We start from the raw sequence: 14566 nt of genomic DNA, 5'->3' as shown, positions 1-14566 counted from the left end.
TTATACCTTAACCAACTCATTAGTTAATTTTTTAGCTTTTGAAAAATCTGTCTTTCCAGAACCTAGTTTAGGCACCGCTATCACCTTAAAATAATTTGTAGGTTTATACAAATTTTCTATGCCAGAATGCCTAACTATCTCTTTAAACTCACATGGATCTAAATCTTCTAAAGTATATAACAAGCTAATAATCTCTCCACGTTTTGTATCTGGAGTAGCAACTGCCAACACTTCAAAATCAATTTTATGAGAATCATAGCTTTCTTTACGCAGTTCATCATAAACCTTCTGCTCTAAAAGCCCTAAACTTACCATTTCACCTGCTATCTTAGCAAACCTAGAATATCTATCAACTACAGTTAAATATCCTTCACCATCAACTTTACCCTTATCTCCAGTGATATACCAAGTATACCCATACTTTTCTATCATCACATCTCTTGTTTTCTTAGGCTCATTAAGGTAGTAATCCATTTTATTAACCCCTCGGTAAATAATCATCCCCTCAACACCATTAGGTAGTTCCTCATGAGAGTCTGGATGTATTATCCTAAATTGGCCACCCGGTACAGTAAGTCCCACTGTACCTATTTTATTAGGTGATTTAGAAGGTCTATTAACCGCAGCCACCGGTGACAGCTCTGTAGTCCCATAACCCTCATTAATCACTTTATCAAACTTTTCTTCAAACATGCTCCTAACCTCTCTTGAAAGTTTCTCAGCACCAGTAATAATAAGCCTCAAACTAGATAAATCCTCTTTTTGTACAGCTTTATTTTTTGTATAAATCCTCAAAAATGTAGGGGTTGCACAAAGAATCGTTGTTTTATTTTTACTTATCAGGTTCGCTACTCCTTTTGCATCAGTCGGATCTGGATGACATGCAATATAACCTCCATGGAAAAGTGATACTAAAGAAATTGTAAGTCCAAAAGCATGGAAAATAGGTAATATTCCTGATACCGAATCATTTTCTTTACATTCAATAACGTTTGTACTTTGATACACATTCGCTAAAAGATTCTTATTTTTTATGACAATCCCTTTTGGCACACCTTCACTACCACTACTAAAAATAATAAAAGACAAATCATCTAATTTGGTCGGTTTAAGATACTTCTTAACCAACCAGTTTGCTGGCAAAACCTTGATTTCCAAAAATGTTTTAATTGACTCAGATTTAGCAATACATGCTTTAATATCTTCCAAGTAAACAATCTTACACATTGAAAAAACCTCTTCAACAAAAAAACCTTTATGGGTTAACTTTTCTACAAAAGCTTTTGATGTTACGATTGTCTTGATCCCAGCATTATTGATAGCATGTCTTAAAGCATCTTCTGAAGAAGTATAATTAAGGTTAACTATACCTTTAGCACTCATCATTAATGCTAAAATAGCTAAATAACCACCCCCACTTGTTGGCAAGCATATACCAACATTTCTTTCACCTTGAGTAAGCTTCTGAAGATTTTTGGATATTAAAACTGCGCCAGTAGCAAATTTATAGCCATCCAAAACAACACCAGTAGTATCAGTTAGAACAGTATTTTTCTTTGCATTAAGCATCTGTCTAAACCATATCTCAGCAGGAGGTTTGAGTAAACATAAATATTCCTCCCATGCCTTCACTGAAAGATCTTCCATCTCTTCATTCAATGCTCTTAAACTTTTAAGCTCTGCAACATCAAAAAACACCTGTCTATCTAAATTTTTACGCTGCGAAAAGCGGGGCATTTCTGGTCCACAAACAAATAATAAGAATCTATTTTCATTTTGCTCTACCTGAGAAACAAAGTTTTTATTTACTAAAACAAGACCTTTATGATCCCAGAAACTAATATGGTCTATATATTTGATTCCAGCCCTAGACATATTTTTTTCAAGGCCTTTCGCCCTTTCATCAAAAACATCAACAACCGTAACATGCTCATCTCCTAGATATGTTTTTAAGGCCAATACTGTAACTGTAGAAGTATCATTTGCTACAATTATTGAACCACTTTTAAACTGATTAAAATTAATATTTTTACTACAATTATATATATAGGACTGATTTAGCCTTTTATGTATAGAAGATTTAAGTTTTTTTAGATGCATTTTTTTATATCACCCGAATCACAAATGGACTTACGTATAGCATATTATGTTATCATATAGTCACTTTAATTTTTATAGCAATATTAAATTTATGCCCGAACTTCCTGAAGTAGAAACAGTAAAAAGAGGCCTAACTAAAAACATCCTTAACAAAAGAATTCTTAACATAGAAATCAATACAGATAAACTCCGCTATCCTATTGATAAAAATGAGTTTATATCTTTGATAGGTAAAAAAATCTATAGCATACTAAGACGAGGGAAACATTTAATAATTACTATAGAAGAAAACCTTCAGCTAATAATACATCTAGGAATGTCTGGAGTAATAAAAATCAAAGAAACAACAAACTATAATAAAATTAAACATGATCATATTATTTTAAATCTATCTGATAACATCAGCTTAGTATATAACGATCCACGAAAGTTTGGCTACTGGCTAATCAATAAAAACTTTTCCCCACTAGAACATAAAGTATTGAAAAACCATGGAATAGAACCTTTAACAGATGACTTTAATAGCGACTACCTACTCCCCAAACTCAAAAACACTTCTCGAAAAATCAAACAAACAATTATGGATAATAGCATTGTTGTGGGTGTTGGTAATATTTATGCAAGTGAAGCACTTTTTGATAGCAAAATACTACCAATGAGAGCCTCAAATACAATCACTGATAGAGAAGCTAAAAAACTAGTTTGCTCAATAAAAAATATCCTAACGAAAGCTATCAAAGAAGGTGGCACTACTCTCAAGGATTACAGAAATACTGAAGACAAACCTGGCTACTTTACACAACAACTTAATGTATACGGAAGAGTTAAAGAAAAATGCTATAGCTGTAATACACAAATAGAAAGCTTAGTAATAGCTCAAAGAAACACTTTCTATTGCAAAAAATGTCAAAAATAACCATATTTACATTGACAAAAAATACCTATGAACAGCCTCATTAGAAGTTAACTCAGGATGAAAAGTACTCACCAAGATATTCTTTTGCCTAGCAAGAACGGGCAAGCCATCACACTTAGCTAAGATATCCACATCCATATCTATTTCAACAATTATTGGAGCACGAATAAATACAGCTTCAATATTTTTTTGATTATTAAAATCAATTTTTCTCACAAAACTATTAATCTGACTACCATAAGCATTACGCTTAACTTCTAAAGCTATAGCATTTAAATATTTACCACCCCTTGAAAGAAGTATACTACCTGCACAAGTACCAAATACTGGCTTTTGCTTAACAAAACTTTTAAGAGCGGTCCATAAATGATGCTTATGTATCAAATTTAAAAGTGTTGTGCTCTCTCCACCAGGTATGATCAACCTATCAACACTCTCAAGTTCTTTTACAGTTTTCACCAAAATAGCTTCAACATTTAGTTGCTTAAGCATATCATAATGCTTTGAGTAACCCCCTTGTATAGCAAGCACTCCAACCTTATGTGTTATCAACCTACCATCCTCGCTGTGAATATTTTTCAAAATCACAATTAATACCTGTCATTGGCGCGCCCAAATCAGAAGAAACCTCGGCCAAAACTTTAGGATCATTATAGTATGTTACTGCACTAACTATAGCTTTAGCTCTTTTAAGAGGATCCTCTGATTTAAATATTCCTGATCCTACAAATACAGATTCTGCCCCCAACTGCATCATCAATGCAGCATCAGCTGGTGTAGCAACTCCGCCAGCTGAAAAATTAGGCACTGGTAAACTTCCATGCTCATGCACATATTTCACCAATTCATATGGAGCTTGTAAATTTTTTGCTATAGCCATAAGTTCAGACCTATCAGCATTATGAATATAACGTATTTCTTTATTTACCTGCCTTAATTGAGTAACAGCTTCTACAATATTTCCTGTACCAGCCTCACCCTTAGTACGAATCAAAGCAGCACCCTCACCTATCCTTCTTAATGCTTCACCAAGATTGGTACAACCACAGACAAAAGGTACTTTAAAATCATGCTTATCAATATGGTTAGCTTCATCTGCAGGAGTTAAAACTTCACTCTCATCAATAAAATCAACACCTAAAGATTCTAAAATCTGAGCTTCCACAAAGTGTCCAATTCTTACCTTAGCCATCACAGGAATAGTTACACTTTTTATAATCTCTTCAATAAGCTTAGGGTCAGACATCCTAGCTATACCGCCATCTTTTCTGATATCTGCAGGAACTCTCTCTAAAGCCATCACAGCAACAGCTCCTGCTTCTTGAGCTATTTTAGCTTGATCAGCATTAACGACATCCATTATAACGCCACCTTTCAGCATCTCTGCTAAACCTGTTTTTAAATCAATATTTGACATAAGATTAGTTCTCCTTCTACTTTGTCATTTTTCAGATAGCAATAGGTAGGATTATATGATTTTTATTTGCTGTAGATAAACTAAATTCTATTAAAATCATTTAATAAAATGAATATTTTGAGAAATTAAAATTATTTAAACATCTAAATTAATAACATTAAGAGCATTTGATTCAATAAAGTTTCTACGTGGTTCAACTTCATCGCCCATCAATGTTGTAAATAATGCATCAGCGACAACCGCATCCTTAACAGAAACTTGGAGTAAAACCCTGTTATCAGGATCCATAGTAGTTTCCCAAAGCTGACCTGGGTTCATCTCACCTAGACCCTTATAGCGCTGGATATCATTACCCCTTCTAGCTTCCTTAAGTAACCAGTCAATCCCAGCCTCAAAATTATCAATATACTCTTTCTTAGACCCCCTTTCAGCATATGCTCCATTAAATGACATATCAGACAAAACATCACCATAAGTAACAAGATCTTCATAATCTTTGGTTGTAAAGAAGCTATTTTTGACAATATAATCAGTATCATAGCCATTAATGTAATGATTAACCCCATAAGAGGTTGTTTCTTCTCCTCCCTCATCGACATGAGTAGACTCTATAAGTTTAAATCTTTCATATGAAAGTGCTTTTTCATTACATTTATCAACTATTTTATTCCACCATTGAGCAATGTCAAAATTTTCATCAACGTATTTTGTACTATACGCCATAACCCTAAGAAGTTTCTCTGGATATGTCTTAGCATATTTTTTAATCACTTTTTCTGATTTTTGATAAAGCTCATAATAGTTTGCCAAAATCTGACCTGAAATAGCATTACCATCCTTTAAATAAATATTTGCTCCTTCTAAACCAATATTTCCAAGATATTCTGCTAAAGCATCCTCATCCTTCAAGTATGTTTCTTGCTTACCTTTTTTAACCTTAAATAAAGGTGGTTGAGCAATATATAGATAACCCCTTTCAACTAACTCTGGCATCTGCCTATAGAAAAATGTCAAAAGCAAAGTTCTAATATGAGATCCATCAACATCGGCATCGGTCATCAAAATAATCTTGTGGTATCTAGTCTTATCTGGATTATAATCTTCTGCACCAATACCACAGCCCAAAGCTTTTATAAGAGTTGCGACTTCTTGAGAACCAAGCATTTTATCAAACCTTGCCTTCTCTACATTCAAAATTTTACCCTTAAGAGGAAGTATAGCTTGAGTTTTACGGTCGCGAGCTTGTTTTGCTGACCCACCTGCTGAGTCTCCCTCTACAAGATATATCTCAGACATAGAAGGATCTTTTTCTTGGCAATCTGCTAGTTTACCAGGAAGGCCAGCAATGTCTAAAGCACCTTTACGACGAGTCATATCACGAGCTTTACGCGCAGCTTCACGAGCTTTCGCTGAATCTAATATCTTCTCACATACAACCTTTGATTCTTTAGGGTTCTCAAGTAAGAACTCCTGCAGTTTTTCATTAACTAAACTCTCTACAGCCGACTTAACATCAGATGAAACTAGCTTATCCTTAGTCTGAGATGAGAATTTTGGATCAGGAACTTTAACAGATAATACTGCGGCCAAACCCTCACGAGTATCCTCACCAGTCAAAGAAACTTTAAGTTTTTTGTTTAATCCTTCTGACTCAATATAGCTATTCATTGTTCTAGTAACAGCAGCTTTAAGGCCTGATAAATGGGTACCTCCATCACGCTGAGGGATATTATTAGTAAAACAAAAAATTGACTCTTTATATGAATCATTCCATTGTAATGCAAGCTCTACCTGGATATCATCCTTAACTCCACTTACAGCAATCACATTATCATGAATAGGTTTTTTACTATTATTCAAATACTGAACAAATGCCTTGATACCGCCATCATATTTAAAAATTTCTGACCTATTATTGATTTTATCAATAAGTTCAATTTTAACTCCCGAATTTAAAAATGATAACTCACGAATTCTTTTCATTAAAATATCATAATCAAAATCGACAAAAGAGAATGTCTTTAAACTTGGTTTAAAAGTAATAACTGTACCACTTTTATTAGTTAATCCTACTTCTTTTAAAGGCTCCTGAGGCACACCATCAACATACTCTTGATAATGTTCAATACCATTTCTATAAACCGTAAGCTTTAACAATTCTGATAAAGCATTTACAACAGATACACCTACACCATGTAAACCACCTGAAACTTTATAGGAATTATCATCAAATTTACCGCCAGCATGCAATACTGTTAAAATAACTTCAGCTGCAGAACGTCCTTCTTCCTCATGGATATCGGTAGGTATACCACGACCATTATCTGAAACTGAAACCGAACCATCTTTATTTATAATTACTTTAATATCATCACAATGGCCTGCTAACGCTTCATCAATAGCATTATCCACAACTTCGAATACCATATGGTGAAGACCACTCCCATCATCAGTATCACCGATATACATTCCTGGTCTTTTTCTTACAGCGTCTAGGCCTTTTAGTACCTTAATACTCGATGAGTCATAGGCTTTATTTTCAGACATTAACAAGCTCCAATTTTTATTATTACAAACAAACGTTCAATAGGTAATATTATACCACAAATATTTTTTATATTAATCGAGATAAGCACCTTATAAACTTACTGACTTTATATTTTTTATAAAAGTGTTAATATTAAATATATATAGATTAAGAGATAAGGCTATATTATATTTTGAAAAAGAAAAATATACTGATCATATTAATAATTATAGTTATCATTGGCCTAAGCTTTCTAATCGGCAAAAAATCTGGTTTTAATAAAGCCTCATCTATACATAAAAGCGAACTTAAAATACTTGCTGAAAGTAAATTATCTCAAACGCCTGAAGATAGTAAGAATTGCAGACCAAGTGTTAGCTCAAAAGTAAAAAACTATGTTGTAGGCTACGGTAGTTTAATGAATAAACAATCCAGACAAATCACCGTCCCAGAAGCCACTTATGCCGCTCCTGTTTTAGTCAGTGGCTTTGAAAGACTCTGGGCTTCTCGAGGAGAGAAATCACATGCCACATTCTTATTAGCGGTACCTAATAAAGGCTATGCCATGAATGCTATCTACTATAAAGCTTCGACTAAAGATATAGCAGCAACAGATCTAAGAGAAGCATCATATTGCCGAGTACAGATACCACAAAAAGATATTGTACCCTTAGGTATTAAAAGTTTGCCAAAAGGTGATTACTGGATGTATGTTAAAGACTTTAAAGATGCTGAATTCCCTACAAAAGATTTTCCCATTTTACAAACCTATGCTGATGTATTTATGTCTGGTTGTTTACAAACCCAAGCTGCGTTCAACTTAACTGAATATGGTAAGCTTTGCTTTAATACCACCTACAATTGGGATTTAGCTAACTGGCTATATGATAGATCTAATCCTAAATATGCCAGATATTCAAAAGATACAGAGAAATATCGTACACAAATTGATAAAATCATTCATCGTTTAAGTTATGATGATGACCCATTATAAATATTAACTCTCAACCTCTAAAGACTTCAAAATGAAAATATCTAATAGAAAAATATGCATAGCTCCTATGCTCGACTGGACTGACAGACACTATCGTTACATGATGAGACTTATCACAAAAGAAACTATGTTATATACTGAAATGATAACCTTAAATGCGATCATACATGGTAACAAAGATTTCTTACTTAAATATAACCATGAAGAAAACCCTGTGACTCTACAACTAGGAGGATCTGTACCAAAAGACTTTATAAAATGTGGCCTGTTAGCTGAGAAATTAGGTTATGATGAAATAAATATAAATGTAGGCTGTCCTAGTGAAAGAGTAAAGAAAGGAAATTTTGGTCTATCCCTAATGTCAGAGCCTAATTTAGTAGCCGATTGCATCAAAGCTATGAAAGATAATCTTAACATCCCAATTTCAGTAAAATGCCGAATTGGCTATGATAATAATGACAGCTACGAAGAACTTTATAATTTTGTTGATAAACAACAAAGAAGCGGTGCTGACTACCTGTGCATTCATGCTCGTAAAGGCTGGCTAAGCGGCTTATCACCCAAAGAGAATCGTACTATCCCTGAACTTAAATATGATACTGTCTATAATATAAAAAAAGATTTCCCCAGTCTTGAAATAGGTATAAATGGTGGTATAACAACCGTTGAGCAAGCCCATAAACATTTAAGCCACCTTGATAGCGTAATGATCGGAAGAGAAGCTTACCACAATCCAATGTTATGCAAAAGTTTTGATTATGAGTTTTATAATCAAGAAAACAAAGAAATCACCCCTCTAAGTGTAGCCTATAAAATAGCGGACTATATCAAAGAGCAAATGCAAAAAGATCCTAACATTAAACTCAACAACATTACAAAACATACATTAAACCTTTTTAATGGCTTACCAAATGCTAAAGTTTATAGAAGATACTTAAGTGAGAATGCCACAAAAAAAGGTGCGAATGTAGATACTTTTTTAAACGCTTTAAAAATCTTTACTAGTTTTTAAATTTAAGCACTATTGAATTTTAATACCAAAACTAGAGGCTAAATTCTGCACATCTTGTTTATTTATTTTCTTTAAATCTTTAGTATTTAAATCTTTAATAGATTTACCATTTATCTTAGTATTTTCAAGTAATTGCTGGGCTTTCTTATCCAATCCTGCTTGTTTTGCTATTTGACTAGCTGTGTTTTTTACTGTATCTGAATTTAAAATATCTTTTAATGATGATATATCTATACCAAACCCAATGTTTTTAAGATTTCCAGAGATAACTGCATTTAAAGTAAGGCTAGGAATATTTTGTTTAAAGTTGTTAAAATTAACTCCTACATTTTGTAATTTAAGCTTCAAAGGAATATTAAAGTTAACATTATTAACCCCACTGAAATACCATTTTCCTTGACCTGTGATATTTAAATTTTTAGCATCAAGACCAACTCCTTGTATATTTAAGCCTTTTATTGCATTCCCTGCAATATTTTGCACAGTGAATTTTATAGTATTATCAATATTCGCCTGATTTGAAACAACCACATTAACACTAAGATCACTATTATTTATTGATTTAATATCTACCGTTGTTGGTTTGGCTAGTAATGCTGGGTTAGTAGATAGATTAGTTATCTGTGCTGCATACACAGTTCCTGCATCTTCATAGTTTTTAATATCTATATTCTGGATTGCAAAACTTGGAGCTTTATCACGTAAGTTCTCATTTTTAACTTCTGCATAGCCATAAACTTGAGCTTGTTGAGTTAGAGTTGGAGTCTGTAATTCATTTTTTGCTTTTGGAGCTGATTCTGTGCTTGAAGATCTAAACCTAGCTAAAAACTCAGCACCCTGCTTTATACCTTTAGCAATATTTGCAGCTTCTTTAGTATTTTCGGTTATTTTATTTAAGTCAATTTGCTGAATATTCTTTCCATAATCTTTAATCGTATCAATAACTTGTTGGTTAGTAATTTGCTGCTGTTGGCTTGATTGATCGGCCAACTTATTTATATAAAGTTTACCAGGAGTCTGTCTTTGCTTATCAAGAACTACACCATCTACAATAACATCTTTAAGAGCTATTTGCTTAGTTAATAAATTTGAAACATTAATACTAGCGCTTATCGACTTAGCATAAAATCTATCTTTATTAAGATTATTAGGATCAGTCGCTCCTAAACCGTTAATCTGGAGCCTTGCATCCGATAAACTAAGATGCAAAGATTTATAGTCAACTGTTGCACCATTAGCCTTAGTTAACTGTTGTTTAATTATATTAGAAATTAAGCTTATTTCTAATAGTTGTGGTACAAATGAAACTCCCATAGCAATTAATATAACTAGAACCACCCCCCATATTCTAAAAGGTTGTAGAAACCTTCTTGCTTGAATCTGTTTCCAATCAACTTTAGAAATATTTTTACCAAAAATTACTTTTGATGCAATTTTTACTGAGAGCTTACTTGTAAATTTTTGATAAAACTCGCTACCTTCTTGAATTCCTACCATTTTAGTAACAAAATTTTTATAAAGCCTGCCGATAACAATCCCAACAATTATGCCTAAAATTAAAGCTACAGCTACAGCCCCTGTCACAAGATAATATTCAAAACCCGCATACGCCAACACCGGTGTATTAACAGCAGCTTTAAAGATTGGTTGTGTAAACCCATCAAGTAGCCAACGTCCTATCGTAAAATTAATACCTTCCAACGGGTAGGATATAAGTTTTGCAAAAATGCTTATAATCACAAAAAAACCAATATTCACACGCAATATTAAAACCAATAGCAACACTAAGAGAAATAATAATGGAGAATAAACAAACCCTGGAACAAAACCAAAGACAAAACCAAAAATTGTCACTAACAAAAGTTGTATTGGTGTTGATGGACTAAAAATAATAGCCATTAACTTATTGTATATTTTTTTCACTAGAAGCTCCCTTTTTTTGTAACGAAATATTTAAAACGTAATTTACGATCAATATACTCAATATAATAAAAAAATTCTACCACTTAAATTACTAATTTCACTAAGAATAATCCCTCAAGTAACATTTATTTTTTTTAAATAGATATATATTGATAAAATAACATACTCAAAGCTTCCGAATAAAAGTGCCGCTAAAATATAGTTAATCTGATAATATTGTGCTAAAGACGTGAGTAATAGCATCAGATAAATTATCAAAAGAATTATTTACTTTTCTTAAAATTCTTTTAAAATTGGTCCAAATTTTTTCTATAGGATTTAAATCAGGAGAATAAGCAGGAAGGTATAGTATCTGTATATCAAACTTCTCTGCTATTTTAGCCAATTTAGGAGACTTATGAAAACTAGCATTATCCATAACAACAGTAGTCTTTGGAATTAACTCAGGACATAAATGCTCTTCAAACCACTGATTAAAAATTTGAGTATCTGTATATCCAGTATACTCTAGCGGTGCTATAATCTTCTTTTCTAAATAGTTATAACCAGCAACTATACTTTTTCTCTGAGTTTGATAAGCAATAACTTCACCATAGCTAGGTTTACCAACAAGAGACCATCCTCTTAGTACAGACTGTTTATTATCCATACCCATTTCATCTAAATATACAAGTTTGTTAGGTTCAATAGTCTCAACAACCTCTATAAAACTTTGCCTATCTTGTTCTTTTCTTTGCTTATATTTAGGTGTCTTTTTTTAAAACTAAAACCAAGTCTGGTAAGACAATCATAAAATGTGCTTCTAGGTATTTCAGGAGCTAATGCTTCTCTAATATCTAAAGCCATTGCATCTGGATATGTTCTTAAGTAGCTTTCTATCGCTTCCTTATCTGTAAAGGTTGCTACTCTACCGCAACCCAAGCCTTGCTTAGATTTATAATCACCAGTTGTCTCGTATAAGTTTATCCAAGATCTAGTAGTACGGATATCTATATTAAAAAAATTACTTAGCTCTTTGTCTGTTAGGCCTTCTTTATATTTAGTTATTACGATATCTCTGAAATCTTGGCTATATGATGACATTTTTTCTAAATATTATAACATTATTGTCAAATAACTATCGGATTAACTATATCTCCAACCTTCAAACAAATCGCATCATTTTTTATTAGAAAAGCGGCTTCAAATACGCTATTATCATACCTAATTATTTTTAAAAATTTCGTCAAACGATTAAATAAGGAAAAAATCAATGAACTTACATGAATATCAAGCTAAGGATCTTTTAGAAAGTTATGGTCTAAAAGTTCAAAAAGGTATTGTAGCTCATAACCCAAATGAAGCTGCTCAAGCATTTGATCAAATTGGTGGTAAATTTGCGGTAGTTAAAGCTCAAGTACATGCTGGTGGTCGTGGTAAAGCAGGTGGTGTAAAAGTTGTTAAATCTTCACAAGAAGCTCGTGAAGTAGCTGAAAAACTTATTGGCACAAATCTAGTTACATTTCAGACTGATGCTGAAGGTCAACCTGTTAACTCTGTTGGTATATTTGAAGACGTATACCCTGTTTCTCGTGAATTATACTTAGGTGCTGTTGTTGATAGATCAAGCCGTAAAGTTACATTTATGGTTTCATCTGAAGGTGGTGTAGATATTGAGGAAGTTGCTCATAACACGCCTGAAAAAATCCTAAAAGTAGAGATAGATCCTCTAGTTGGTCTACAACCATTCCAAGCTCGTAATGTTGCTTTTCAACTAGGTTTAGAAGGTAAGCAAATTAATGATTTCACTAAAACTATGTTAGGTGCTTACAAAGCATTTGTTGAATGTGATTTTGCACTTTTTGAAATCAACCCTCTTGCTGTAAGAGAAAATGGTGAGATCGTATGTGTTGATGGTAAAATCAACCTTGATTCAAACGCTCTATACAGACATCCTAAACTTTTAGCTCTAAGAGATAAGTCTCAAGAAAATGCTAAAGAGCTTAAAGCATCTGAGCATGAGCTAAACTATGTTGCTCTTGAAGGTAATATCGGTTGTATGGTAAACGGCGCTGGTCTTGCAATGGCAACTATGGATATTATCCAACTATACGGAGGCAAGCCTGCCAACTTCCTAGATGTAGGTGGTGGTGCGACTAAAGAAAGAGTTATCGAAGCATTTAAACTAATCTTAGATGATGAGAATGTAAAAGCTGTATTGATCAATATCTTCGGCGGTATTGTAAGATGTGACATGATTGCAGAAGCTATTATTGACGCTGTTAAAGAAGTAAATGTAACTGTACCAGTTGTTGTTCGCCTAGAGGGTAACAATGCTGAATTAGGTTCTAAAATCTTATCAGAATCTGGCTTAAAGCTTATTCCTGCAGAAGGTTTAGCTGATGCTGCTGATAAAGTTGTAAAATCTCTAAAGTAATTTAAATAAAGACAGTTAAAAAGGATATTAAATAATGAGCGTATTAGTTAATAAAAACACAAAAGTTTTAGTACAAGGTTTTACTGGTAAAAACGGTACTTTTCACTCTGAGCAAGCGATTGCTTATGGTACACAAATTGTAGGTGGTGTAACTCCTGGTAAAGGCGGACAAACTCACTTAGATAGACCTGTTTTTAACACAATGAAAGAAGCTGTTGCTGCTACTGGTGCTGATGCATCTGTAATTTATGTACCTGCTCCATTTGTAAAAGATTCTGTTATCGAAGCAGTTGATTCTGGTGTAAAGCTTGTAGTCATCATCACAGAAGGTGTTCCCACTCTAGATATGCTAGTAGTTAAAGAATACTTAAACGGAAAAGATGTGCAAGTCGTTGGACCAAACTGTCCAGGAGTTATCACTCCAGGTGAATGCAAAATCGGTATTATGCCTGGCCATATTCATCAGCCTGGTAAAGTTGGTATCATCTCAAGATCTGGAACCTTAACTTATGAAGCAGTTGCACAAACTACTAAACTAGGTTTTGGCCAGTCCACTTGTATTGGTATAGGTGGTGACCCTATCCCCGGCATGAACCAAATAGAAGCATTAAAGCTTCTTGAAAATGATCCTCAAACAGAAGCAATTATCCTAATTGGTGAAATTGGTGGTACTGCTGAAGAAGAGGCTGCTGAGTATATAAAAGAAAATGTTACTAAACCTGTAATCGGTTATATAGCAGGTGTTACAGCTCCTGCTGGTAAGCGTATGGGTCATGCTGGAGCCATCATCTCTGGTGGTACAGGTTCTGCTGAAGAAAAATTTGCTGCTTTTGAAGCTGCAGGTATTGCTTACACTAGATCACCCGCTGAACTAGGCTCTAAACTAAAAGAAGTTACTGGTTGGTAATATCTTTAAATTTATTTTTCTATTTTACATCTACTTCTTCTATAGATCATCAACCCAAATCAATAATTACATCTTTGATCGATGATATATTGCTAGATTTCAAAAAAATATCAGTTAAAGACATCTAATGACCTTTTTAATGTTTTCTCTCCTATAGCCTATTATAGTCAATTATTAGTTTATAATGACATGGACCACTTTAGTAGATGACATGGCTACTTATTTTTTGATGGCAAAATATATTGGTACAATCAGTCAATACCATGATATTACCCAATAGTATGAATTTCAATAACAACTCCTATCACTTATTCTCTATTTATGATCATTGGAGCTATAAAAACTACTATACAG

Annotated in this window: 11 protein-coding genes; 5 read left to right on the top strand and 6 right to left on the bottom strand. The window is 33.3% G+C overall.

From position 1 onward, the window contains the following. Window positions 1-2100 carry an iglABCD operon regulator MigR gene (migR, locus tag ACR0PV_RS02990; RefSeq protein WP_488173521.1) on the bottom strand — a complete coding sequence of 700 codons (2100 nt, stop codon included), beginning with the start codon at window positions 2098-2100 and terminating at the stop codon, window positions 1-3. A 91-nt stretch (window positions 2101-2191) separates the two neighbouring features. On the opposite strand from migR, the gene mutM reads away from it, so the two are divergent. Further along, entirely contained in the window at window positions 2192-3016 is an 825-nt protein-coding gene (mutM, locus tag ACR0PV_RS02985) for a bifunctional DNA-formamidopyrimidine glycosylase/DNA-(apurinic or apyrimidinic site) lyase (protein ID WP_488173945.1), read from the top strand. Between the two features lie 6 nt (window positions 3017-3022). On the opposite strand, the gene pdxT is transcribed toward mutM, so the two are convergent. The 3 genes from pdxT to gyrB form a co-directional block, all read right to left on the bottom strand. Then, window positions 3023-3565, bottom strand: coding sequence for a pyridoxal 5'-phosphate synthase glutaminase subunit PdxT (gene pdxT / locus ACR0PV_RS02980; protein ID WP_488173944.1), 543 nt, complete (start codon window positions 3563-3565; stop codon window positions 3023-3025). 4 nt (window positions 3566-3569) lie between these two features. After that, window positions 3570-4433 carry a pyridoxal 5'-phosphate synthase lyase subunit PdxS gene (gene pdxS, locus ACR0PV_RS02975; protein ID WP_488173520.1) on the bottom strand — a complete coding sequence of 288 codons (864 nt, stop codon included), beginning with the start codon at window positions 4431-4433 and terminating at the stop codon, window positions 3570-3572. A gap of 135 nt (window positions 4434-4568) precedes the next feature. Continuing rightward, a complete protein-coding gene (gene gyrB / locus ACR0PV_RS02970) occupies window positions 4569-6980 on the bottom strand; it encodes a DNA topoisomerase (ATP-hydrolyzing) subunit B (RefSeq protein WP_488173519.1) in 2412 nt (803 codons plus the stop codon). 173 nt (window positions 6981-7153) lie between these two features. Between gyrB and chaC the strand changes: the two genes are divergently transcribed. Further along, on the top strand, window positions 7154-7954 hold the full coding sequence (chaC, locus tag ACR0PV_RS02965) for a gamma-glutamylcyclotransferase ChaC (protein WP_488173518.1): 801 nt from the start codon (window positions 7154-7156) through the stop codon (window positions 7952-7954). A gap of 31 nt (window positions 7955-7985) precedes the next feature. Then, window positions 7986-8966, top strand: a complete 981-nt coding sequence (gene dusA / locus ACR0PV_RS02960; protein ID WP_488173517.1) for a tRNA dihydrouridine(20/20a) synthase DusA — start codon at window positions 7986-7988, stop codon at window positions 8964-8966. A 9-nt stretch (window positions 8967-8975) separates the two neighbouring features. Here the strand turns inward: dusA and ACR0PV_RS02955 are convergent, their stop codons facing one another. After that, window positions 8976-10889, bottom strand: a complete 1914-nt coding sequence (locus ACR0PV_RS02955; RefSeq protein WP_488173516.1) for a TIGR03546 family protein — start codon at window positions 10887-10889, stop codon at window positions 8976-8978. 202 nt (window positions 10890-11091) lie between these two features. Then, a protein-coding gene (locus ACR0PV_RS02950) for an IS630 family transposase (protein ID WP_488173515.1) occupies window positions 11092-11972 on the bottom strand; the annotation gives its coding sequence in 2 pieces (ribosomal slippage) (window positions 11092-11648 and window positions 11648-11972; 882 coding nt in all). A gap of 169 nt (window positions 11973-12141) precedes the next feature. Between ACR0PV_RS02950 and sucC the strand changes: the two genes are divergently transcribed. Then, the gene (gene sucC, locus ACR0PV_RS02945) at window positions 12142-13305 is read left to right on the top strand and encodes an ADP-forming succinate--CoA ligase subunit beta (RefSeq protein ID WP_488173514.1); all 1164 of its coding nucleotides are present in this window, start codon (window positions 12142-12144) and stop codon (window positions 13303-13305) included. Window positions 13306-13339: 34 nt separating this feature from the next. Further along, window positions 13340-14212: a succinate--CoA ligase subunit alpha gene (sucD, locus tag ACR0PV_RS02940; RefSeq protein WP_488173513.1), complete on the top strand. Its 873-nt coding sequence runs from the start codon at window positions 13340-13342 to the stop codon at window positions 14210-14212. The last annotated feature ends 354 nt before the right edge of the window (window positions 14213-14566 follow it).

The organism is Francisella sp. AG1, assembly GCF_057683165.1.
The sequence above is the reverse complement of the archived record's forward strand: the minus strand, read 5'-3'. Positions and strand labels throughout refer to the sequence as shown.

Excerpts from the sequence above, each read along its gene's own strand:
- migR (WP_488173521.1), bottom strand. The coding sequence starts at position 2,100 with ATGCATCTAAAAAAACTTAAATCTTCTATACATAAAAGGCTAAATCAG.
- mutM (WP_488173945.1), top strand. The coding sequence starts at position 2,192 with ATGCCCGAACTTCCTGAAGTAGAAACAGTAAAAAGAGGCCTAACTAAA.
- pdxS (WP_488173520.1), bottom strand. The coding sequence starts at position 4,433 with ATGTCAAATATTGATTTAAAAACAGGTTTAGCAGAGATGCTGAAAGGT.
- gyrB (WP_488173519.1), bottom strand. The coding sequence starts at position 6,980 with ATGTCTGAAAATAAAGCCTATGACTCATCGAGTATTAAGGTACTAAAA.
- dusA (WP_488173517.1), top strand. The coding sequence starts at position 7,986 with ATGAAAATATCTAATAGAAAAATATGCATAGCTCCTATGCTCGACTGG.
- sucC (WP_488173514.1), top strand. The coding sequence starts at position 12,142 with ATGAACTTACATGAATATCAAGCTAAGGATCTTTTAGAAAGTTATGGT.
- sucD (WP_488173513.1), top strand. The coding sequence starts at position 13,340 with ATGAGCGTATTAGTTAATAAAAACACAAAAGTTTTAGTACAAGGTTTT.